The organism is Sphingomonas faeni (assembly GCF_030817315.1).
Classification (GTDB): domain Bacteria; phylum Pseudomonadota; class Alphaproteobacteria; order Sphingomonadales; family Sphingomonadaceae; genus Sphingomonas; species Sphingomonas faeni_C.
In genome coordinates, this window is sequence record NZ_JAUSZF010000001.1 from 1,894,287 (window position 1) to 1,914,920 (window position 20,634).

At 66.7% G+C, this 20,634-nt stretch carries 20 protein-coding genes, 1 pseudogene and 2 riboswitches; of the genes and pseudogenes, 12 read left to right on the top strand and 9 right to left on the bottom strand.

Going from position 1 to position 20,634, the window contains the following annotated elements; genetic code table 11:
* Positions 1–55: 55 nt before the first annotated feature.
* The 6 genes from gcvPB to glmU form a co-directional block, all read right to left on the bottom strand.
* Entirely contained in the window at positions 56–1,717 is a 1,662-nt protein-coding gene (gcvPB, locus tag QFZ54_RS08805; RefSeq protein WP_307086396.1) for an aminomethyl-transferring glycine dehydrogenase subunit GcvPB, read from the bottom strand.
* The gene (gene gcvPA, locus QFZ54_RS08810; protein WP_307086398.1) at positions 1,714–3,072 is read right to left on the bottom strand and encodes an aminomethyl-transferring glycine dehydrogenase subunit GcvPA; all 1,359 of its coding nucleotides are present in this window, start codon (positions 3,070–3,072) and stop codon (positions 1,714–1,716) included. The genes gcvPB and gcvPA overlap by 4 nt, the downstream gene beginning before the upstream one ends.
* A gap of 135 nt (positions 3,073–3,207) precedes the next feature.
* Positions 3,208–3,579, bottom strand: a complete 372-nt coding sequence (gene gcvH, locus QFZ54_RS08815) for a glycine cleavage system protein GcvH (RefSeq protein WP_307086400.1) — start codon at positions 3,577–3,579, stop codon at positions 3,208–3,210.
* Position 3,580: 1 nt separating this feature from the next.
* Positions 3,581–4,828: a glycine cleavage system aminomethyltransferase GcvT gene (gcvT, locus tag QFZ54_RS08820; RefSeq protein WP_307086402.1), complete on the bottom strand. Its 1,248-nt coding sequence runs from the start codon at positions 4,826–4,828 to the stop codon at positions 3,581–3,583.
* A 47-nt stretch (positions 4,829–4,875) separates the two neighbouring features.
* A riboswitch (glycine riboswitch) is annotated at positions 4,876–4,984 on the bottom strand.
* Positions 4,985–5,089, bottom strand: a riboswitch (glycine riboswitch).
* A 238-nt stretch (positions 5,090–5,327) separates the two neighbouring features.
* Positions 5,328–7,151 carry a glutamine--fructose-6-phosphate transaminase (isomerizing) gene (gene glmS / locus QFZ54_RS08825; RefSeq protein WP_307086404.1) on the bottom strand — a complete coding sequence of 608 codons (1,824 nt, stop codon included), beginning with the start codon at positions 7,149–7,151 and terminating at the stop codon, positions 5,328–5,330.
* 22 nt (positions 7,152–7,173) lie between these two features.
* The gene (gene glmU / locus QFZ54_RS08830) at positions 7,174–8,556 is read right to left on the bottom strand and encodes a bifunctional UDP-N-acetylglucosamine diphosphorylase/glucosamine-1-phosphate N-acetyltransferase GlmU (RefSeq protein ID WP_307086405.1); all 1,383 of its coding nucleotides are present in this window, start codon (positions 8,554–8,556) and stop codon (positions 7,174–7,176) included.
* Positions 8,557–8,618: 62 nt separating this feature from the next.
* On the opposite strand from glmU, the gene QFZ54_RS08835 reads away from it, so the two are divergent.
* Together QFZ54_RS08835 and QFZ54_RS08840 are read left to right on the top strand one after the other, a co-directional pair.
* Complete coding sequence (locus tag QFZ54_RS08835; RefSeq protein ID WP_307086407.1) at positions 8,619–9,302, top strand: HAD family hydrolase; 684 nt, start codon at positions 8,619–8,621, stop codon at positions 9,300–9,302.
* Positions 9,299–9,658, top strand: a complete 360-nt coding sequence (locus tag QFZ54_RS08840; protein ID WP_307086410.1) for a hypothetical protein — start codon at positions 9,299–9,301, stop codon at positions 9,656–9,658. Before QFZ54_RS08835 ends, QFZ54_RS08840 begins: the two co-directional genes overlap by 4 nt.
* Here QFZ54_RS08840 and QFZ54_RS08845 read toward each other — a convergent pair.
* Positions 9,655–10,151: pseudogene (locus tag QFZ54_RS08845) on the bottom strand (nucleotidyltransferase family protein). The gene QFZ54_RS08840 and the pseudogene QFZ54_RS08845 sit on opposite strands and share 4 nt — an antisense overlap.
* On the bottom strand, positions 10,136–10,384 hold the full coding sequence (locus QFZ54_RS08850) for a hypothetical protein (protein WP_307086412.1): 249 nt from the start codon (positions 10,382–10,384) through the stop codon (positions 10,136–10,138). The pseudogene QFZ54_RS08845 and the gene QFZ54_RS08850 overlap by 16 nt, the downstream one beginning before the upstream one ends.
* Positions 10,385–10,583: 199 nt before the next feature.
* Here QFZ54_RS08850 and QFZ54_RS08855 point away from each other — a divergent pair, with 199 nt between their 5' ends.
* From QFZ54_RS08855 to QFZ54_RS08895, 9 genes are all read left to right on the top strand, one after another.
* A complete protein-coding gene (locus QFZ54_RS08855; protein WP_307086415.1) occupies positions 10,584–11,810 on the top strand; it encodes an ATP-binding protein in 1,227 nt (408 codons plus the stop codon).
* A 46-nt stretch (positions 11,811–11,856) separates the two neighbouring features.
* On the top strand, positions 11,857–12,915 hold the full coding sequence (locus QFZ54_RS08860) for a substrate-binding domain-containing protein (protein ID WP_307086418.1): 1,059 nt from the start codon (positions 11,857–11,859) through the stop codon (positions 12,913–12,915).
* A 307-nt stretch (positions 12,916–13,222) separates the two neighbouring features.
* Positions 13,223–14,599: a phosphate ABC transporter permease subunit PstC gene (pstC, locus tag QFZ54_RS08865; RefSeq protein WP_307086419.1), complete on the top strand. Its 1,377-nt coding sequence runs from the start codon at positions 13,223–13,225 to the stop codon at positions 14,597–14,599.
* On the top strand, positions 14,592–15,890 hold the full coding sequence (gene pstA / locus QFZ54_RS08870; RefSeq protein ID WP_307086421.1) for a phosphate ABC transporter permease PstA: 1,299 nt from the start codon (positions 14,592–14,594) through the stop codon (positions 15,888–15,890). The genes pstC and pstA overlap by 8 nt, the downstream gene beginning before the upstream one ends.
* Positions 15,890–16,669 carry a phosphate ABC transporter ATP-binding protein PstB gene (gene pstB / locus QFZ54_RS08875; RefSeq protein ID WP_307089352.1) on the top strand — a complete coding sequence of 260 codons (780 nt, stop codon included), beginning with the start codon at positions 15,890–15,892 and terminating at the stop codon, positions 16,667–16,669. Before pstA ends, pstB begins: the two co-directional genes overlap by 1 nt.
* 14 nt (positions 16,670–16,683) lie before the next feature.
* Positions 16,684–17,373, top strand: a complete 690-nt coding sequence (gene phoU, locus QFZ54_RS08880; RefSeq protein ID WP_307086423.1) for a phosphate signaling complex protein PhoU — start codon at positions 16,684–16,686, stop codon at positions 17,371–17,373.
* Positions 17,373–18,065 (top strand): phosphate regulon transcriptional regulator PhoB, encoded by a 693-nt coding sequence (phoB, locus tag QFZ54_RS08885; protein ID WP_307086425.1) that lies wholly within the window; start codon positions 17,373–17,375, stop codon positions 18,063–18,065. The genes phoU and phoB overlap by 1 nt, the downstream gene beginning before the upstream one ends.
* Before the next feature lie 116 nt (positions 18,066–18,181).
* Positions 18,182–18,526: a hypothetical protein gene (locus tag QFZ54_RS08890; protein WP_307086427.1), complete on the top strand. Its 345-nt coding sequence runs from the start codon at positions 18,182–18,184 to the stop codon at positions 18,524–18,526.
* A 95-nt stretch (positions 18,527–18,621) separates the two neighbouring features.
* Positions 18,622–19,536 (top strand): SDR family NAD(P)-dependent oxidoreductase, encoded by a 915-nt coding sequence (locus QFZ54_RS08895; protein WP_307086428.1) that lies wholly within the window; start codon positions 18,622–18,624, stop codon positions 19,534–19,536.
* Positions 19,537–19,680: 144 nt separating this feature from the next.
* Here the strand turns inward: QFZ54_RS08895 and QFZ54_RS08900 are convergent, their stop codons facing one another.
* Positions 19,681–20,313, bottom strand: a complete 633-nt coding sequence (locus tag QFZ54_RS08900; protein WP_307086430.1) for a S24 family peptidase — start codon at positions 20,311–20,313, stop codon at positions 19,681–19,683.
* A gap of 114 nt (positions 20,314–20,427) precedes the next feature.
* On the opposite strand from QFZ54_RS08900, the gene QFZ54_RS08905 reads away from it, so the two are divergent.
* Positions 20,428–20,634, top strand: coding sequence for a hypothetical protein (locus QFZ54_RS08905; RefSeq protein ID WP_307086432.1), 207 nt, complete (start codon positions 20,428–20,430; stop codon positions 20,632–20,634).

Here is a 20,634-nt window from a genome sequence, read left to right on the forward strand (position 1 = left end):
GCGGCGGCATTCGTAACCCTGGGCTCCTGCGTTCGCAGGAGAACGGAGCCGCGATTTACTCCGCCGCCTGCGCCAGCGGAGACGGCTCCTTCCAGACCAGCACCGGCTTCCGCGCCGCGAGCGTCTCGTCGAGGCGCGCGCGGGGGGCGAAGTGGGGGGCGGTCTTGAGGCTGGGGTCACCGGCTTTCGCGCGTTCGGCGACCGAGCGGAGCGCGGCGATGAACTGGTCGAGCGCTGCCTTCGATTCGGTCTCGGTCGGTTCGACCAGCATCGCGCCGTGGACGACGAGCGGGAAATACATCGTCATCGGGTGGAAACCCTCGTCGATCAGGCCCTTGGCGATGTCGATCGTCGAGAAGCCGGCGGCGAGGCCCGAATCCGAGAACAACGCCTCGTGCATGCACGGACCCGATGGCCCGAACGGTGCGTCGAGCGTGTCGTCGAGGCTGCGCAGGATGTAGTTCGCGTTGAGCACCGCGTCCTCGGACACCTGGCGCAGGCCGTCGGCGCCATGGCTCAGGATGTAGGTCAGCGCGCGCGTGAACATCCCCATCTGGCCGTGGAACGCGACCATACGCCCGAAGCTGCCTGCGTGGTGTTCGTCGGCATTTTCCTCTTCGACGAGGACGAATTGGTCGCCCTGCTTCTCGACGAACGGGAGCGGTGCGTAGGGAGTCAAAGCCTCCGAGAACACCACCGGGCCCGAGCCCGGACCACCGCCGCCGTGGGGCGTCGAGAAGGTCTTGTGGAGGTTGATGTGCATCGCGTCGATGCCGAGATCGCCCGGCCGGACGCGGCCGACGATCGCGTTGAAGTTCGCGCCGTCGCAATAGACGAAGCCGCCCGCCGCGTGCACCGCGTCGGAGATCTCGCGCATGTCGCGCTCGAACAGGCCGCAGGTGTTGGGGTTGGTGATCATCACGCCGGCGACGTCGGGGCCGAGCCGGGCCTTCAGCGCGGCGGTGTCGACGCGGCCTTCGGCGGTGGCGGGGATGTCCTCGACGCTATAACCCGCGAACGCGGCGGTGGCGGGGTTGGTGCCGTGGGCGCTCTCAGGGACGAGGATGATCTTCCGCGCGCCCTCGCCCTTGGCTTCGAGTGCCGCGCGGATCGCGAGGATGCCGCAGAGTTCGCCGTGCGCGCCCGCCTTGGGGCTCATCGCGACCGAGGTCATGCCGGTGAGCGTGACGAGCCAATGCGCGAGTTGGTGGATGACTTCCAATGCGCCCTGGACGGTGTCGACCGGCTGGAGCGGGTGGACGTCGGAGAAACCGGGCAGCCGCGCCATCTTCTCGTTGAGGCGCGGGTTGTGCTTCATGGTGCACGAGCCGAGCGGGAAGAAGCCGAGGTCGATGCCGTAGTTCTGGCGCGAGAGGCGGGTGTAGTGGCGGACTGTTTCTGGTTCGGAGAGACCTGGGAGGCCGATTGGGTTGTTGCGGGCGAGACCGGCCAAGCGGCTTAACCCTCTCCCCTCCGGGGAGAGGGTTGGGTGAGGGGCTGTTCCGGGCGCAGCATTGCTGGGCTGCCCCTCACCCCGACCCTCTCCCCGGAGGGGAGAGGGAGACGCAAAATCGACGCCGGTGGTGTGGTTGTCGCCGATCTCGAAGATCAGCGCCTCTTCCAGCATCAGCGCCTTGTTGCCGGTTACCGATGCTGGGACGTTACCCGCGTTCGCCTCGGGCGAGGTCGGGCGCCAGCCGCTCTGGTTGATGCTCATGCCAGTATCTCCTGGAGTGCGGACGCAAGCGTTTCGACGTCCTCCGCGGTAGTCGTTTCCGTCACGGCGACGACGAGGCCGTTCGCGAGCGCGTCTTCGCCGGGGTAAAGCCGCCCGAGCGACACGCCGGCTAGGATACCGCGGTCGGCGAGCGTGCGGACGACGGGGCGGGCCTCGGTCGGGAGCTTCAGCGTGAACTCGTTAAAGAAGCTGTCGTTGACGAGCTCGACGCCGGGGATCTGCGACAGGCGTTCGGCAGCAGAAACCGCCCCCGCGTGGTTGATCTCCGCCAACTGGCGCAGGCCGGCTTCGCCGAGCAGCGTCATGTGGATCGAGAAGGCCAGCGCGCAGAGGCCGGAGTTGGTGCAGATGTTCGACGTCGCCTTTTCGCGGCGGATGTGCTGCTCGCGGGTCGACAGCGTCAGCACGAAGCCGCGGCGGCCGTCCGCGTCGACGGTCTCGCCACACAGGCGACCGGGCATCTGGCGGACGTATTTGTCCTTGCAACCAAAGAGCCCGACATAAGGTCCGCCGAACTGGAGGCCGACGCCGAGCGACTGGCCTTCGCCGACGACGATGTCCGCGTCCATCTCGCCGGGCGAGGTGATCGCGCCCAAGGCAACCGGCTCGGTGACGACCGCGATCAGCAGCGCCTTCTTCGCGTGGCACGCGTCCGCGAGCGGGCGCAGGTCGGCGATGCGGCCGAGGATGTCGGGGTACTGGACGACGACGCACGACGTATCGTCGTCGATCTTGGCGATCAACTGGTCGAGGTCCATGTCCGCCGCCAGCTCGGGCGCGGCGGTGTCGAGCACGTCGCCGGTGAACTTGGCCATCGTCTTCGAGACCGAGACGTAATGCGGGTGGAGGCCCGAGGACAGGATCGCCTTGCCACGCTTGGTGATGCGCCGCGCCATCACGATCGCTTCCCAGCACGCGGTCGAGCCGTCGTACATCGAGGCATTGGCGACGTCGGTGCCGAGCAGCCGCGCGACCTGCGTCTGGAACTCGAACAGCATCTGCAGCGTGCCCTGCGCGATTTCCGGCTGGTACGGCGTGTAGGCGGTGAGGAACTCGCCGCGCTGGATCAGGTGATCGACGCTGGCAGGAACGTGATGCTTGTACGCGCCGCAGCCGAGGAAGAACGGCGCTTCGCCGGCGGTAAGGTTCTTTTTCGCGAGCGCCGACATGTGGCGTTCGACCGCCATTTCGGAGGCGTGCATCGGCAGGTCGCGGACCGGGCCGTCGAGACGGGCGGCTTCGGGGACGTCGACGAAGAGGTCGTCGATCGTCGCGGCGCCGATGACGGCGAGCATCGCCTCGCGGTCGGGCTGGGTCAGGGGAAGGTAGCGCATCGGCATCGACTCCCCCCTCCCGCATGCGGGAGGGGTCGGGGGTGGGCGCCCGGCTTCAAACGGGCGGAACGCTGGAGGAGAGCGCGCGCCCACCCCCTGCCCCCTCCCGCTAGCGGGAGGGGGTTAGCAGTTAGCTCAGAGCCCTTCGACGAATGTCGCGTAGGCGGCTTCGTCCATCAGGCTGTCGAGTTCGCTCGGGTCGCTGAGCGTGAGTTTGAAGAACCAGCCGGCCGCTTCGGCGTCCGAGTTCACCAGGCTCGAGTCGTCGGTCAAAGCCGCATTGCCCTCGGTGACGGTGCCCGAGACCGGCGAATAGACGTCCGACGCGGCCTTGACCGACTCGACGACCGCTGCTTCGTCGCCCTTGCTCAGCGTCTTCCCGGCTTCGGGTACGTCGACGAACACGACGTCGCCAAGCTGGCTCTGCGCGTATTCCGAAATACCGACCGTGCCGATATCACCGTCGACATCGACCCATTCGTGATCTTTCGTGAAGAAACGGCTCATATCACTTGGCTCCTGCGCGGACGTAGCGGTGGGGAATGAAGGGCATCGCGGTGACGGTGGCGGTGTGGACCTTACCGCGTTGCGCGATTTCGATGCGGGTGCCGGGTGCGGCGAGCGCGAGCGGCACATAGGCCATCGCGATCGGCTTCCCGAGGGTGGGTGCGAAGCCGCCGCTGGTGAGGCGGCCGATCGTCGCGCCGGTGTCGTCGATCACTTCGGCACCTTCGCGGGCGGGCTGGCGGCCCTCGACGATCAGGCCGACGCGCTTGGTGGCGGGACCGTGCTCGCGCTCGGTGAGGATCCGCTCGGCACCGGGGAAGTCGGCGGCTTCGCGGCGGCGCTTCGAGAGCGCGAAGCCGAGATCGGCCATGACCGGCGTGATCTCGGGATCGAGGTCGTGGCCGTAGAGCGGAAGGCCGGCTTCGAGACGCAGCGAATCGCGCGCGCCGAGGCCGATCGGCTTGATCTCGGGAAGCGCCAGCAGCGCGTCGGCGAACGCGACGGCATGTTCGGCGGGGAGCGAGATCTCGACGCCGTCCTCGCCGGTATAGCCTGAGCGGCTGATCCACAGCGGCACGTCGTTCCAGTGGAACGCGCCGGCGGTCATGAACACGAGGCCGTCGATACCGGGGACGATCCGCGCAACCGCTTCGACCGCCTTGGGCCCCTGCACCGCGAGCAATGCCTGGTCTTCGAGGATGTTGATCGTGACGTCGTCGGGCAGGTGCTCGATCAGGTAGCTGACGTCGTCGTACTTGGTCGCGCCGTTGACGACGACGTAGAAGCTGCCGCTGGCGGTCGGCGACGGGTGAAGCGGGTCGTACGCTTCAGGCTCGACGTCCTGCGCCGAGAAGGGCGACGGCTGATCGTCGGGGAGGCGCGTGGCCATCAAATCGTCGAGGATGCCGCCATCCTGCGCGAGTAGCAGCGAATAGCGCATCTTGCCCTCGCCGAGCCCTGCGATGTCGCCCGGCAGGACGGTTTCGAGCGCGTGCGCGACGCCTTCGCCGGAGAAGACGAGCTGGCCCATGTGGCTGACGTCGAACAAGCCCGCCGAGTCGCGCGTCCAGGCGTGTTCGGCCATGATGCCTTCATACTGGATCGGCATCTCGTAACCGGCGAACTCGATCATCCGCGCGCCCTGCGCCCGGTGCCACGCGTCGAGCGGCAGTGGCAGGATCTCGGGCTCGACGTAATCGTCGGCCTGATCGATGATGCTGGCGTAATCGCGCAAAGTGGGATCGCTCATGCTCGTCTCCGTCGAAGGGGCGCGCGGCACCCGGTGGTGCTGCGATCCGAACCCCCTCTGTCACGGGACCTGAGAGCTTTCGCGCGAACAAAGTCCAGCGCTTACCCCTTCGGTGGCCCTCGGCGCGAACGCCAGGACGCTTTCCAGAGTGTCGATCAGCCTCGCGCGGTCTCTGGTGCCTGAGAGATTCCGGGGTGGTTGCTCCTTCGGCGGTTCCATCGGACCTCAAAGGACCAGGAAACGCTCTCCCGCGCGGTACCATGCCGGTTGCCCGACATCGACGTCGCGAGTTGTGACGCGGCGCATAATCTTAGTCAATCGAGGGTTTGGGCGCGCGGAAAGAAATCCGTGGATACCTCGCCATTAGAACCACCCCGGCGAAGGCCGGGGCCCAATTGGAAAGGTCGTCGTAACGGAGGACTGCGCCTAAGTTACCTCCGTCCCCCAATTGGGCCCCGGCCTTCGCCGGGGTGGTGCAATGGGTAGAGGTACGGGCGCGTTATTCGACCGTCACGCTCTTCGCGAGGTTACGCGGCTGGTCGACATCCGTGCCCTTCAGCACCGCCACATGATACGCCAGCAACTGCACCGGCACCGCATACACCAACGGCGCGATCAGCGGATGCACCTTCGGCATGGTGATCGTCGCCATGCAGCCCTCGCCCGCCGCCTGGATGCCGTCGTAATCCGAGATCAGCACGACCTTGCCGCCGCGTGCCATGACTTCCTGCATGTTGCTCACGGTCTTGTCGAACAGCGGGCCCGACGGCGCAATGACGATGACGGGGACATGCTCGTCGATCAGCGCGATCGGGCCGTGCTTCATCTCGCCGGCGGCATAGCCCTCTGCGTGGATGTAGCTGATTTCCTTCAGCTTCAGCGCGCCTTCGAGCGCGAGCGGGTAATCCGTCCCGCGACCCAAATACAGCACGTCGCGCGCGCCGGCGATGTTGTGCGCCATCGCCTCGATCGCCTCGTCATACGCAAGCGCGCCGTTGAGCGCGGCGGGGGCTTCGGCGAGGTGGCGGACGATCTCGCGCTCCTCATCACGCGTCAGCAAGCCCTTCGCGCGCGCGAGGTTTGCGGCGAGTGCGGCGAGCACGGCGAGCTGGCAGGTGAATGCCTTGGTCGAGGCTACGCCGATCTCGGGACCGGCATGCGTTGGCAGCAGCAGGTCCGCCTCGCGCGCCATCGAACTGGTCGGGACGTTGACCACAACCGCGATCTTCTGCCCCTCGGCCTTGGCGTGCCGCAGCGCCGCCAGCGTGTCCGCGGTCTCGCCCGACTGCGAGATGAACAGCGCGAGGCCGCCATCTTCCATCACCGGCGCGCGGTAGCGGAACTCGGACGCGACATCGAGGTCGACCGGCACGCGCGCGAACTGTTCGAACCAGTATTTGGCGACCATGCCCGCATAGAAGCTCGTCCCGCACGCGACGATCGTCACACGCTTGATCGTGGACAAGTCGAACTCGGGGATCGGCAGCGAGACCTCGCCTTCCATCCGCTTGAGGTACGAGCGGAGGGTCTGCGCGACGACGATCGGCTGCTCGTAGATCTCCTTGAGCATGTAATGCTTGTGGTTGCCCTTCGAGATCACCTCGCCGGTGATCCCCGACAGCGTGATCGCACGCTCGACGGGATTGTTCTCGCGATCGTAGACCTGCGCACCATCGCGAGTGAGCACGACCCAGTCGCCCTCGTCGAGATACGCGATCCGCTGCGTCAGCGGCGCGAGCGCTAGCGCGTCGGAGCCCAGATACATCTCGCCCTCGCCGTGCCCTACGACCAGCGGCGAGCCAAGCCGCGCACCGATCAGCAGATCGGGATGCTGGCGGAACAGGATCGCGAGCGCGAACGCACCGTGCAGCCGCGGCAGCACGTCGCGGACGGCGGAGACCGGGTCCATCCCCGCCTCGATCTTCTCGCTGACCAGATGCGCGACGACTTCGGTATCGGTCTCGCTGGTGAACGTCCGGCCACGCGCGATCAGCTCGTCGCGTAGCGGCTTGAAGTTCTCGATGATGCCGTTGTGGACCACCGCGACTTCGCCGGTCGCGTGCGGATGCGCGTTGTTGGTGGTCGGCCCGCCGTGGGTCGCCCAACGGGTATGCGCGATGCCGGTCTTGCCGGGCAGCGGGTGCGCGGCGAGTTCGTTAGCGAGGTTGACGAGCTTGCCCGACGCCCGACGCCGCTCGATCGCGTCGTCATGGTCGGTGGCGATCCCCGCCGAATCATACCCGCGATATTCGAGCCTCTTCAGCCCGTCGAGCAAACGGCCGGCAACGTCTTCGCCGCTCAAAATTCCAACGATGCCGCACATTTAGATCTTACTCCGTGGAAACTTACTTGGTCGCCTTACGCGCCAACATCTTTTCGCGAAAGCGCGCGGCCCAGCCGAGCCGCGCAATTTGCGGTGGACGGACCAGCGCCAGCGCGTCGGCCTCGACATCCTGCGTCACGACCGATCCCGCGGCGACGATCGCACCTGCGCCGATCGTGACGGGTGCGACCAAGGCCGAGTTCGAGCCGATGAACGCACCTTCGCCGACGACGGTGCGGTATTTGAAATAGCCATCATAATTGCAGGTGATCGTGCCGGCGCCTATGTTCGCGCCTGCGCCGATGTCCGCGTCGCCGATATAGGTGAGGTGGCTGACCTTCGCGCCTTCGCCGATGATCGCCTTCTTGATCTCGACGAAATTGCCGACCTTGGCGTCCGCGCGCAGGTCCGCGCCGGGGCGAAGGCGGGCGAACGGGCCGACGTTCGCACCCCTGCCGACCGACGCACCCTCAATGTGGCTGAACGCGTGGATCGTCGCGCCATCCTCGATGCGGGCGCCGGGGCCGAAGACGACATTGGGCTCGATCACGACGTCACGGCCGAGCTGCGTATCGTGCGCGAACCAGACCGTGTCGGGGGCGATCAACGTGACGCCGTCGGCCATCGCCTGCGCGCGGCGGGTAGCCTGCCATGCACGCTCGACGCCGGCGAGTTCGCCGCGACTGTTGACGCCGGCGACTTCGTCCGCGCCGGTTTCGATGACGGCGGACGAGCGGCCGGCGGCAGCCGCAAGCTCGACGATATCGGTCAGGTAATATTCGCCTGCCGCATTGTCGTTGCCGAGCCGGTCGAGCAGCGCGAACAGATCAGTCGAGCGTACCGCCATCAGCCCGGAATTGCACAGCGTCACCGCGCGTTCCGCCTCCGAAGCGTCCTTATACTCGACGATCCGGTCCATCCGGCCCGCGGCGTCCGCAATGACGCGACCATAGGCGCCGGGATCTGCGGGACGAAAGCCGAGCACGACGACGGCCGGCGTGTCGTCGCCGTGCAACCGGTCGATCATCCGCTGCATCGTCGTCGCCGTGACCAGAGGCACGTCGCCATACAGGATCAGGACGTCGCCCTCGAAACCCGACAGCGCCGCGCGCGCCTGTGCGACGGCATGGCCGGTGCCGAGTTGCTCCGCCTGGAGCGCGGTGGCGATGCCGAGCGGCGCGACCGCGGCCTCGACCTGCTCACGCCCTGCCCCCGTCACGACGACGGTCTTTGCCGGGTGCAACGCCGCTGCACTCGCCACGAGGTGGAGCAGCATGGGTCGTCCGGCAATCGGGTGGAGCACTTTGTGCAGGTCCGACTTCATCCGCGTACCCTTGCCGGCGGCGAGGATCACGACTGCGATGGGGTGGATCGGAATCGGTTGGTCGATGGAAAGCGTCGTCATGGAAGGGTCGCTGCCACGAAAGCCTTGCCAATTCCATAGCGCCACTGGCAGGCACCGGTGCAATGACGCAATTTTCATTCAATATCGTCGGGTTCGACCTCGACGGCACCTTGCTCGACACTAGCGGCGACCTCGCGGCCGCGGTCAACCACGCGCTGGCGTCGGTCGATCGCCCACCCCTTACCGTCGAGCAGGTCAAGCCGATGATCGGCGGCGGCGCACGACACATGCTCAAGCAGGGCCTGACCGCGACCGGCGGCTATGACGAGGCGATGCTCGACACGCTCCATGCGGACCTGCTCGCCTATTACGAGGCGAATATCTGCGTGCTGACCAAGCCTTACCCCGGAGTGATAGACGCGCTGGACGCGCTGACGGCAAAGGGGGTCACGCTCGGCATCGTCACCAACAAGATCGAACGGTTCGCGCGAACCGTGCTCGGCGAGTTGGGGCTGGCCGACCGGTTCGCCTGCATTCTCGGCGGCGATACCATGGCAGAGTCGAAGCCCTCGCCGATGCCGATCCACGAAATGGTCCGGCTATGTCGAAAATCCGGGGGCGGAGAAGGACGCGCGGCGTTCGTAGGCGACTCGATCTTCGATATCCAGGCGGGGCAAGCGGCGGGCTTGCCGACGATCGCGTGCAGCTTCGGCTTCCTGATGCAGCCGGTCGAGGAACTCGGCGCCGACGCCGTCATCGACGGTTTCGATGAACTGATCCCGACGCTGGAAAGGCTCGGCGCATGAGCCGGACGATGCTCACGCGCGTCGCGCTGATCGTGGCCATCATGTTCGCGGTGACGATGGCGCTGCTGCCCAAGCCGCCGCACATGCCGATCGACCAGTTCGGCGACAAGGCCGGGCACATGCTTGCCTTCGCGACGATCGCGCTGCTGGCGGCGCTGTCCTTCCCGACCGCAAAACTGTTTCGGATCGGCGAGCGGCTGTCGTTCCTCGGCGCGATGATCGAGGTGCTGCAATCGATCCCGTCGCTCCACCGCGATTGCGACATCCACGACTGGATCGCCGATACGCTGGCGATCACGGTCGTGCTGCTGGTGGTGTGGTTTGCGCGGCGGGGACGCGGCGCTCGGCTCAACTAGGCCTTGCGCCACTTCGTCCAGAGGTGCCGGGCGAGCATCGCCGGCGGCATGCGGAGCCAGTGGGAACGGACGTAGAAGACTAACCGGGTGACCGGTCGGCTCGGCCTGCCCCAGCCGTCGCGGGCGGTGACGCGGCGGAAATAGAGGCGATCGGTGCTGCTCACCTTGCCGTCAAACCGGCCGCTACGAACGCCGTACCCTTGAGCAGCACGATCGGACAATCGACCGAGGCCAGCGCGCGCCGCGCCATCTCCGCCTCCCATAAAGCGGCACGGCGGCCGTGCTCGGCGGCCGCGCGTGCATCGACGAGGATCGCCTTCACCGCAGGCGGCATCGGCAAGCCGTCGACCCGCATCGCCAGCGTGCCGATCAACTGCTCCGCGCGCGCCATCGCCATTAGCGCGGTCCAGCCATCCGCATCGAGCCCGACGACGCTGGCCGGATCGGCGAGCGCATGTGCAAGACGGCGGGCATCGTTCACAGCGACGAGCATAGGGCCTCGACCTGCTCGATCGCGCTCGCCCCGTCCGGGTAATCGATCGCGACCGAAGGAACGTCCGCGATCAAGCCCGTCAGTGCCCGAAAGCCGCCCTCGCCGAGCGCGGCGTAGTTGGCCGAGGCCTGCGTCATCCGCACGAACGCCTCGGCGGGCGGTACGGGTCGTGTCTCCGCCTCGAACCCGAACCGGGGGAACAGCAACGCCGCAGGCGTGGCGGGCATATCCATCGCCGCGATCGCTCGTGCGTCGGGGACCCGTCGAGCGGCGCGATCAGCGGGGCGCCCAAGGGCGGTGCGCGAAAGATCGGTTCGGGCACGGCTCGATACTGCCGTCGCTCACGTCGGCGGGCCAACGGACGATACCGGTTTGCGCGCCACCGCTGTATGGCGCGGTGCGTGGACGTCGATTCCGTCCCAGGAGACCGCAATGCTTTCCGGATTTGGCCTGCGTACGTTTTGGGCGATCATCGTCGTCGTCGTCGCTGCGATCGCGGTGTTCGCGATCACGCGCGACGTGCAGGGCGCGATCGTCGCGCTGGTCGGCGGGATCGCCGCGGCGCTGGTCGCGGCGGGTACCGGGGACGAGGCGCCGGCCCCCGACGACGCGACCGGCGTGTCGCCGTCGGTGCTCGACGACGTCCTCGATGCGATCGTCGCGCCGGTGATGCTGGTGGAGGACGGCCGCGTGGTGGTCGCCAATCGTGCCGCCCGGACGTTGCTCGGCACGCATATCCTCGGCGAGGACGCGCGCGTCGCGATCCGCCATCCCGCCGCCGCCGAGCGGCTGGGGACGCCGGGACCGATCGATGGCGAGCGGCCGATCGAACTGGTCGGGCTCGGCACCCGCGACCAGCGTTGGGAGATGCTGCTGAGCGAGACTTCGGAGGGTCAGCGGATCGTCCACCTCGTCGACCAGACCGGCAACTACGCCGCCGAGCGGATGCGGATCGATTTCGTCGCCAATGCCAGCCACGAACTGCGCACGCCGCTGGCGTCGATCCTGGGCTTCATCGAGACGTTGCGCGAAGAGGCTGGCGAGGATGCCGAGGTCCGCGCGCGCTTCCTGAAGGTGATGGACGACGAGGCGCGGCGGATGCAGCGGCTGGTCGAGGATCTGATCTCGTTGTCGCGGATCGAGGCGGAGAAGTTTCGACTGCCCGACCAGGCGGTCGATTTCGCGCAGCTGGTCGAGGACACGCGCGAGGAACTGGCCGATGCCGCGGGCGATCGTGGGCATGATCTCGTCGCGACGATCGATCCGAACCTGTCCTCGGTGTCGGGTGACCGGGTGCAGCTGTCTCAGATGCTCCACAACCTCATCGGCAACGCGATGAAATACGGGCGCGCAGGGACGCCGGTGACGATCGAATTGAAGCGTGACGATGCCGGGATGATCCGCCTGTCGATCCGCGACGAGGGCGACGGGATCGCGGCGGTCCACATCCCGCGGCTGACCGAGCGCTTCTATCGTGCGGACGCCGGACGCAGCCGGTCGCTGGGCGGTACGGGTCTTGGGCTCGCGATCGTCAAGCACATCGTCGAGCGGCATCGCGGGCGGCTCGATATCGCGAGCCAGGTCGGCGTCGGGACCGTCGTTTCGGTCATCCTGCCCCCGAACGGTGCGACGGCCAAAGGCGGTGTCATAAAAGGGTAACTCAACTGTCACACAGGATCGCCTTAAGTACCGCTAAGGCCGGTGCATGACGGGAATTCTGGTGCAGCGGTTCGTTCTTCTTGGAGTGTTGGGGGCTCTGGCCGCGTGCGTCGATCAGGCGAACGGCGGCGGCGCAGGCTCGCGTGACCAGATCACCGCGGTCGGATCGTCGACGGTCTATCCGTTCACGACGATGATCGCCGAACAGTTGGTGGCGAACGATCCCGACGCGAAGGCGCCGGTGATCGAATCGACCGGCACGGGCGCGGGCATGAAGCTGTTCTGCGCAGGGATCGGCGCGGCGCATCCCGATATCGAGGACGCCTCGCGCCGGATGAAGGCGAGCGAATATGCGGCCTGCGCGAAGAACGGCGTGCACGACGTGATCGAGATCCAGGTCGGGATCGACGGCATCGCCTTTGCCGAGGCGAAGAACGGCCCGAAGATGCAGCTGACGCCGACCGATCTCTACAAGGCACTGGCCGCCAATCCGGGGGGCAAGGTGAACACGGCGCGGGTGTGGCGCGACGTGAACCCCGCGCTGCCCGCGGTGCCGATCCAGGTTTACGGCCCGCCGGCCACTAGTGGCACGCGCGATGCGCTGGCCGAACTGATCCTGACCAAGGGGTGCGAGGACAGCGATCCGACTGCCAAGGCGCTCGCGAAGTCCGATGCGGAGGCGCACAAGGCGCTGTGCACGCGGGTGCGCGAGGACGGCGTGTATGTGGACGCGGGTGAGAACGACAACCTGATCGTCCAGAAACTTCAGTCGAACCCGAATGCGATCGGCGTGTTCGGCTACAGCTATCTCGAAGAGAACAAGGACGACGTGAACGGGGTGTCCATCTCGGGCGTCGCGCCGACCTATGCGACGATCGCGGACAATGCGTATCCGGGGTCCCGGCCGCTGTATATCTATGTGAAGAAGGCGCATCTGACCGCGATCCCGGGGCTGCGGAATCTGCTGAAGCTGTATGCGGCGAACTGGGGTGCGACGGGGCCGCTGGTGAAGCGGGGGCTGATTGCGTCTCCGGCGGAGATTCAGGCGCGGTCGGCAGCGATTATCGCGAACGAGACTGTGTTGGATCCGGCGGTGTTGTCGTGATGTGTTTCTTGTCCAGCCGCACCCCCTCCCTAGTTCCCCCGCGAACGCGGGGGCCCAGGAGCCAAGCGCGCTGTCTTGGCTTAGCTGGGCCCCCGCGTCCGCGGGGGAACGGGGGTTTGGCGGTGTTAGCATCGCAGCAGAACGCAACCACGGTAGCGCGAGCCGACACCCCGGCGAAGGCCGGGGCCCAGTTGGGCACCGTCGCATTGGTTGACGCTGCGCATCGTTACCTCGACCTTTCCAACTGGGCCCCGGCCTCCGCCGGGGTGGCGGCTAGTGGGATCGTGCATCAGGGAGGGCGCACCTGATGTCCGCCATCGCCCTCCTCTTCCTCGTCCTCGGCCTGGGCCTCATAGGCTGGCTCACCGCACGAGTCCGCGCCACGCGGTTCCGCGCTGGCAGCACCGTGCGGTTCAGCTCGCTCCCCGGACACCATGGCTGGTTCGTCGCGTTATGGACCGCGATCCCGCCGCTCATATTCCTCGTGGTGTGGTCGATGACCGCGCCCGCACTCGTCACGGACACCGTGCTCGCGACGCCCGCCGCGATGCAGCTTCCCCCGCCCGGCTTCGATCGCGCATCGATCCTGTCCGAAGCACGGAGCCTCGCCGAGGGGCGCAGCTTCGGCGCGTTCCACGGGCTCGCTCGCACACTGGCGCCGTCCTATGCCGCCGCGCAGACGCGCTACGACTGGATCGCGACCGCGCTGGCACTGCTGCTCGCCTTCGCCGGCGGTGCGTTCGCGTTCACCCGCGTGAAGCCCGGGTTCGGCGCGCGGACTCAGGTCGAGCGAGTGGTGATGCTGATGTTGCTCGGCGCATCCTTGATCGCGATCCTGACCACGGTCGGCATCGTCGCCTCGCTGCTGTACGAGTCCGCACGGTTCTTCTCGGTCGTGCCGATCACCGATTTCCTGTTCGGGACGCATTGGAGCCCGCAGGTGATCGACGGCCGCGATCCCGGCGCGTCGCTCGGCGCGGTGCCGTTGTTCTGGGGAACGTTCTTCATCGGCGCGGTGATCGCGATGATCGTCGCGATCCCGTTCGGCCTGATGAGCGCGATCTACCTCACGCAATATGCCGCGCCGACCACGCGCAAATGGATGAAGCCGATCCTCGAGATGCTCGCGGGCGTGCCGACCGTCGTCTACGGCTATTTCGCCGCGCTGACCGTTGCGCCGGCGGTGCGCGACTTCGCCGTCTCGATCGGGATCAGTTGGGCGTCGTCCGAGAGCGCGCTCGCCGCGGGCCTCGTGATGGGCATCATGATCATCCCGTTCGTGTCGTCGATGGCGGACGACTCGATCGCAGCGGTCCCCTCGTCGATGCGCGACGGCAGCCTGGCGATGGGTGCGACGTCGTCGGAGACGATCCGTCGCGTGCTGCTCCCGGCCGCCCTCCCCGGCGTCGTCGGCGGCGTGTTGCTGGCCGTGTCGCGCGCGATCGGCGAGACGATGATCGTCGTCATGGCGGCCTCCGGTGTCGCCACGCTGACGCTCAACCCGTTCGCCAGCACCACCACCGTCACCAAGCAGATCGTCGACCTGCTGACCGGCGAGGCCGAGTTCGACAGCCCGAAGACGCTCGCCGCGTTCGCGCTCGGCCTGACGCTGTTCGTGGTCACGCTTCTCCTCAACATCGTCGCGCTGCGCGTCGTGAAACGGTACCGCGAAGCCTATGAGTGACACGCTCGTGCCCCAGATCCCGACGACGAACGCCGAGCCCGCGCGTCGCGTCCCGACCGACTGGACGACTCAGGCGATGCAATCGCGCATCCGCCGCCGGTACGCGTCCGAACGCCGCTTCCGCTTCGCCGGGCTCGCCGCGGTGTGGATGTCCGCCGCGTTCCTCGCCTATCTGCTGATCACGATGGTGATGCAGGGCGCGAGCGGCTTCGTCGAGACGCGCGTGGCACTCCCGGTCGATCTCGCCGCCGCCGCGCTGCCGATCGACCCCGCCCGCTTGGTCGGCCGCGGTGCCGATCTCGCACTCGCCGGCGCGGGTCTCGAAGGCACCGTCCTGGCCGCGGCGAGCAGCAAATACGGCACGGACGGCGCGAATCTGTTGTCCGACGGCGCCTGGGCGGTGGTGCGCGATGCGATCAAGGCCGATCCGTCGCTGCTTCAGCGCAGGACCGTGTTCGAGGTCCCCGTCTCGAGCCCGATCGACGTCGCTGCCAAGGGCAACGGCACGCGCGATGCCGAAGCGGTCGTCGCGCGGCTGAAGGCGAGCGGCGCGCTGACCCGCGGGTTCAACGCTGGCTTCCTCACCTCGGCGGACTCCACCGATGCGACCCGCGTCGGCATCTGGGGTGCGTTCAAGGGATCGCTGCTGACGATGGTCGTCACGCTGCTGCTGGCGTTCCCGATCGGTGTGCTGTCCGCGCTGTATCTAGAAGAATACGCCCCGAAGAACCGCTGGACCGACCTGATCGAGGTTTCGATCAACAACCTTGCCGCGGTCCCCTCGATCATCTTCGGGTTGCTCGGGCTGGCCGTGTTCCTCGGCACGTTCGGCATGCCGCGTTCGGCGCCGATCGTCGGCGGCCTGACGCTCGCGCTGATGACGATGCCGGTCATCGTCATCGCCGGCCGCAACGCGATCAAGAGCGTGCCGCCCTCGATCCGCGACGCGTCACTCGGCATCGGCGCGTCGCCGGTGCAGGTCGTGTTCCACCACGTCCTGCCGCTCGCTTTGCCTGGCATCCTCACCGGCACGATCATCGGCATGGCGCGCGCGCTGGGCGAGACAGCGCCGCTGCTGATGATCGGCATGCGAGCATTTATCGCCGCGCCGCCCTCCGGCCTCAACGATCCCGCGACCGTGCTGCCCGTCCAGATCTTCCTCTGGTCCGATCAGGTCAGCCGCGGCTTCGTCGAAAAGACCTCCGCCGCGATCATCGTCCTGCTCGTGTTCCTGCTCGCGATGAACGGCGTCGCGATCTACCTCCGCAACCGATTCGAGACACGCTGGTGATGAACTCCAAATCGAAGACGCCGGTCCTGAAAATGACCGCGCGCAACGTATCCGTCGCGTACGGCAGCAAGCTGGCGATCGACAACGTCTCGATCGACGTCGACCAGGACGAGGTCGTCGCGTTCATCGGCCCGTCGGGCTGCGGCAAGTCGACCTTCCTGCGCACCTTGAACCGCATGAACGACACCGTCGCCAGCGCGCGCGTCACTGGCGAGATCAAGCTCGATGGCCAGGATATCTATTCGCCCGACATGGACGTGGTGCAGCTCCGCGCCCGCGTCGGCATGGTGTTCCAGAAGCCCAACCCGTTCCCGAAATCGATCTACGAGAACGTCGCCTACGGCCCGCGCATCCACGGTCTGGCGGGTGCGAAGGCGGATCTCGACCGGATCGTTGAGAAGTCGCTGCGCCGTGCCGGCCTGTGGGACGAGGTCAAGGATCGGCTGAGCGATAGCGGCACCGCGCTGTCGGGCGGCCAGCAGCAGCGGCTCTGTATCGCGCGCGCGATCGCGGTCGATCCCGAGGTCATCCTGATGGACGAGCCGTGCTCGGCACTCGATCCGATCGCGACCGCCAAGATCGAGGAGCTGATCCACGAACTACGCGGCCGCTACGCGATGGTGATCGTCACGCACAACATGCAGCAGGCCGCGCGCGTCAGCCAGAAGACCGCGTTCTTTCACCTGGGATCGCTGGTCGAATACGGCAACACCTCGGACATCTTCACCAATCCCCGCGAAGAGCGGACCAAGGATTACATCACCGGCCGTTACGGCTGAGTCGGGAAACGACCATGAACACGCATACGGTCAAGGCCTTCGACAACGACATCGGCGAGCTTCGCGGGTTGATCTCGCAGATGGGCGGGCTCGCCGAGGACGCGATCGACAAGGCGATGCAGGCGCTGCAACGCAACGACCTCGCGCTCGCCGAACAGGTGCGCCTCGCCGACAAGCAGATCGACGTGATCGAGGCGGAGGTCGAGCGCCTCGCCGTGAGGATCATCGCCCTGCGCGCGCCGATGGCGGTCGATCTCCGCGAGGTCGTCGCCGCCCTCAAGATCGCGGGCGTCGTCGAGCGGATCGGCGATTACGCCAAGAACATCGCCAAACGCGTGCCGATGATCGAGAGCGAGCACCGCATCGAACCGATCTCGATCCTGCCCGCGATGGGCCGGATGGCGAGCGAGATGGTCCACGACGTGCTCGACGCATTCGCCGCGCGCGACGCCGAGGAAGCGGTGCGGGTGGTCGAAAGCGACAACGCGCTCGACGATTTCTACGACAGCATCTTCCGCACGCTCGTCACCTACATGGTCGAGAACCCGCGGACGATCGGCCAGGTCGCACACCTGCTGTTCGTCGCCAAGAACCTCGAGCGGATCGGCGACCACGCCACCAACGTCGCCGAGATGGTCTATTTCGCCGCGACCGGCACGCAGATGGTCGATCGCGAGCGCGGCATCAAGAAGGAGCAGGCATAATGGCGCGGGCACGGATGCTGCTGGTCGAGGACGATGCCGCCCTCGCCGAATTGCTGGTCTGGCATTTCAAGCGCGAGGATTTCGAGATCGCGCATACCCCCGACGGCGAGGAAGCCTTGCTGCTCGCCAAGGAGAAGGTACCCGATATCGTCCTGCTCGACTGGATGGTCGAGGGCCTGTCGGGGATCGAGGTATGCCGTCGCCTGCGTCGTGCGCCCGAAACGCAGAACGTGCCGATCATCATGCTGACCGCGCGCGGTGAGGAAGAGGATCGCGTGCGCGGGCTGGAGACCGGTGCCGACGATTATGTGACCAAGCCGTTCTCGCCGCGCGAACTGGTCGCACGTGTCGGCGCGGTACTGCGCCGCGTCCGCCCTGCCCTCGCGGGCGAAGCGCTCAGCTATGCCGACATCGAGATGGACACGGTCGGCCACAAGGTCCGCCGCTCGGGCGAAGTCGTTTCGCTCGGACCGACCGAGTTCCGGCTGCTCAAGCATTTCCTCGAGCATCCGGGCTGGGTGTTCTCGCGCGAGCGGCTGCTCGATGCGGTGTGGGGGCACGACTCGGATATCGAGAGCCGGACGGTCGACGTGCACATCCGGCGACTGCGGAAAGCGATCAACGTCGGCGAGCGTCCGGACATCATCCGCACCGTCCGTTCGGCCGGCTATTCGCTCGATACGGGCGGATAACGACTCTGTCCCGCGGTGGGGCGAATGGAATCGGATGCGAAACGAAGGACCCAAGCGCGACTTAGTGCGTTCAGACGTCGCGCTACCAAAATGGTGCATCCATTTAGGAGATTCGTATGAAGTCCATTCTCTTCGCCGCTGCCGCTCTTATCGCGTCGCCCGTGATCGCACAGACGACGCCGCCGGCAGACCCCGCCGCTCAGACCGCACCGGCCGATCCCGCAATGCAGACGGCCCCGGCAGATCCGGCCGCACCAGCCGATCCCGCGATGGCGGCCCCTGCCGATCCGGCAGCAGCAGCCGCACCGATGGCACCCGCCGCACCGATGTCGCCTGCCGCCCCGACCGGCGCCGTGACGTTCGGTCAGCCGACCGTGACCCCGCCGACGCCGGCACCTGCCGAATATCCGGTGTGCTCGAAGACGGTCAAGGACGGCTGCCGCAACCGCGGCGGCAAGTAAGCCCTTCGCGCAGGCGGCAGTGATCCTGCCGCTTGCGTAGACGGCTTTACGTTCTAGGAAAGGCGCTCCAACTATAAGAGAGGGGCGCCTTTTCCATGTCTGAGAACCTTGGGTCTATTCGCTTCGAGGGCCGCGTTGCGATCGTGACTGGAGCAGGCGGTGGCCTGGGCCGTGAATATGCGCTCGAACTCGCTCGCCGCGGCGCGAAGGTCGTCGTCAACGATCTCGGCGCGTCGCGCGACGGCACCGGCCATTCCGACGCCGCACTGAAGGTCGTCGAGGAAATCGAAGCGGCCGGCGGCGAGGCGATGTCGAACGGCGGCAGCGTCACCGATTACGACCAGATGGTCGAAATGGTCGCCCGCGCTTCCGAGAAATGGGGCGGCGTCCACATTCTCATCAACAATGCCGGCGTGCTGCGCGACAAGAGCTTCGCCAAGATGGAACCCGCCGACTTCAAGTTCGTCGTCGACGTCCACCTCAACGGCTCGGCGAACGCCACCAAGGCGGTGTGGGACATGATGCGCGGCCAGAATTACGGCCGCATCCTGATGACCGCGTCGTCGACGGGCCTGTACGGCAATTTCGGCCAGGCTAATTACGGTGCCGCGAAGCTCGGCCTCGCGCGGTTGACCAAGACGCTCGCGATCGAGGGCGCGAAGAACAACATCAAGGTCAACACGATCGCTCCCACCGCGGGCACGCGGATGACGCAGGACATCTTCCCCGAGGAAGCGTTCAAGGCCTTCTCGCCGGACAAGGTCGCGCCTGCCGCCGTGTTCCTCGTGTCGGAGGACGCGCCGACCAACATGATCGTCGGTGCGGGTGCCGGGGTGTTCCAGGCGGCGTATGTGACGCTGACGCAGGGCAAGCTGCTGACGGGCGACGATCTGTCGGTCGAGGGTGTCGCGGCGAATTGGGACGCGATCATCGACCGCGCGGGCGAGATCGTCCCGCAGTCGGGCTCGGAACAGTCGATGACTATCCTGAGCAAGCTGCAGGGGCGGTAACCGCTTGACCCCATCTAGGGGGAAAATGCCCTACCGTTCCCCCGCGAAAGCGGGGGCCCAGGACCACGGACGTTGTCGCCTGTAACCCTGGGCTCCCGCTTTCGCGGGAGAACAGTATCGCCTCGGACAGAGCGGAGCTTGTTCTTATCGCGGTTCGCGCATTTGCCAGACTACCCTTCCGATCACCGCGATCGCCCCTTCCGGCACCGGCTCTGCATCCGGGTTGTCGCTCGTCGCCATTAGTGCCCCCCGCACCAGCGCCACGCGCTTCACCATCACCGCGTCGTCGATCCGGATGACGTACACCCCGCCTTTCGCGCGCGGCGTACGGTCCGCGGTGTCGACCACGATGTGATCGCCGTCGAACAAGCCAGGCTCCATCGAACTGCCCCGCACGCGGATGATCGCCGCCTGCCCGTCCTTAAGCCCGAGCTTGCGCGCTAGCCCTGGATCGAGGGTATCCGTGCCCAGCACGATCTCGCCGTCGACCAGCGCCCCCGGTCCGGCCGATGCCGCGACGTCGAGCTTGCGGATACGGAACCCCGACGGCCGGTCGGGGGGCGCGCCGAGCGTCGCTTCACTCACCCCGAGATATTCCGACAGCAGCCGCCGGTCGCGTTCGCCCAGCACCCGAGGCGAACCGCGGCGGACATATTGCTGGAGATACGCCGCGTTGCGCCCGAGCATCGCCGACAGCGCCGCCAGACTGTCGCCACGCGCTGCCGCCAGCGTGGCCAGCGCAGTTCTTGGATCGGGATCGGACACGGTTCTAGCCACCTCCAGACCCTAGCGTAGGAATTTTCCTAGACAAGTAGGATTTGCCGGAACAGATCAAGAACACACGTAGAGACCCGGGCCAGGGACTCGGGGCAAGAACAGGAAGGAGCGACCATGTCCGTTCTCATCAAGATCGACCGATATCTGCGGCAAACCGGCATGCCGATGACCAAGTTCGGCCGCTTGTCGGTGGGCGATCCGCGACTGGTCCACGATCTCCGACTCGGCCGCCAGCCGCGCGCGCCGATGGTGGCGCGGATCGAGACGTTTATCGATCAGTATGGCATCGTTCAGTATGGCATTGATCGGCACAAGTCGTGA

What these genes read in the sequence shown, in the direction of transcription:
- gcvPB (WP_307086396.1), bottom strand. Translation starts at nt 1,717, where the DNA reads ATGAGCATCAACCAGAGCGGCTGGCGCCCGACCTCGCCCGAGGCGAAC.
- gcvPA (WP_307086398.1), bottom strand. Translation starts at nt 3,072, where the DNA reads ATGCGCTACCTTCCCCTGACCCAGCCCGACCGCGAGGCGATGCTCGCC.
- gcvH (WP_307086400.1), bottom strand. Translation starts at nt 3,579, where the DNA reads ATGAGCCGTTTCTTCACGAAAGATCACGAATGGGTCGATGTCGACGGT.
- gcvT (WP_307086402.1), bottom strand. Translation starts at nt 4,828, where the DNA reads ATGAGCGATCCCACTTTGCGCGATTACGCCAGCATCATCGATCAGGCC.
- glmS (WP_307086404.1), bottom strand. Translation starts at nt 7,151, where the DNA reads ATGTGCGGCATCGTTGGAATTTTGAGCGGCGAAGACGTTGCCGGCCGT.
- glmU (WP_307086405.1), bottom strand. Translation starts at nt 8,556, where the DNA reads ATGACGACGCTTTCCATCGACCAACCGATTCCGATCCACCCCATCGCA.
- QFZ54_RS08835 (WP_307086407.1), top strand. Translation starts at nt 8,619, where the DNA reads ATGACGCAATTTTCATTCAATATCGTCGGGTTCGACCTCGACGGCACC.
- QFZ54_RS08840 (WP_307086410.1), top strand. Translation starts at nt 9,299, where the DNA reads ATGAGCCGGACGATGCTCACGCGCGTCGCGCTGATCGTGGCCATCATG.
- QFZ54_RS08850 (WP_307086412.1), bottom strand. Translation starts at nt 10,384, where the DNA reads ATGGATATGCCCGCCACGCCTGCGGCGTTGCTGTTCCCCCGGTTCGGG.
- QFZ54_RS08855 (WP_307086415.1), top strand. Translation starts at nt 10,584, where the DNA reads ATGCTTTCCGGATTTGGCCTGCGTACGTTTTGGGCGATCATCGTCGTC.
- QFZ54_RS08860 (WP_307086418.1), top strand. Translation starts at nt 11,857, where the DNA reads ATGACGGGAATTCTGGTGCAGCGGTTCGTTCTTCTTGGAGTGTTGGGG.
- pstC (WP_307086419.1), top strand. Translation starts at nt 13,223, where the DNA reads ATGTCCGCCATCGCCCTCCTCTTCCTCGTCCTCGGCCTGGGCCTCATA.
- pstA (WP_307086421.1), top strand. Translation starts at nt 14,592, where the DNA reads ATGAGTGACACGCTCGTGCCCCAGATCCCGACGACGAACGCCGAGCCC.
- pstB (WP_307089352.1), top strand. Translation starts at nt 15,890, where the DNA reads ATGAACTCCAAATCGAAGACGCCGGTCCTGAAAATGACCGCGCGCAAC.
- phoU (WP_307086423.1), top strand. Translation starts at nt 16,684, where the DNA reads ATGAACACGCATACGGTCAAGGCCTTCGACAACGACATCGGCGAGCTT.
- phoB (WP_307086425.1), top strand. Translation starts at nt 17,373, where the DNA reads ATGGCGCGGGCACGGATGCTGCTGGTCGAGGACGATGCCGCCCTCGCC.
- QFZ54_RS08890 (WP_307086427.1), top strand. Translation starts at nt 18,182, where the DNA reads ATGAAGTCCATTCTCTTCGCCGCTGCCGCTCTTATCGCGTCGCCCGTG.
- QFZ54_RS08895 (WP_307086428.1), top strand. Translation starts at nt 18,622, where the DNA reads ATGTCTGAGAACCTTGGGTCTATTCGCTTCGAGGGCCGCGTTGCGATC.
- QFZ54_RS08905 (WP_307086432.1), top strand. Translation starts at nt 20,428, where the DNA reads ATGTCCGTTCTCATCAAGATCGACCGATATCTGCGGCAAACCGGCATG.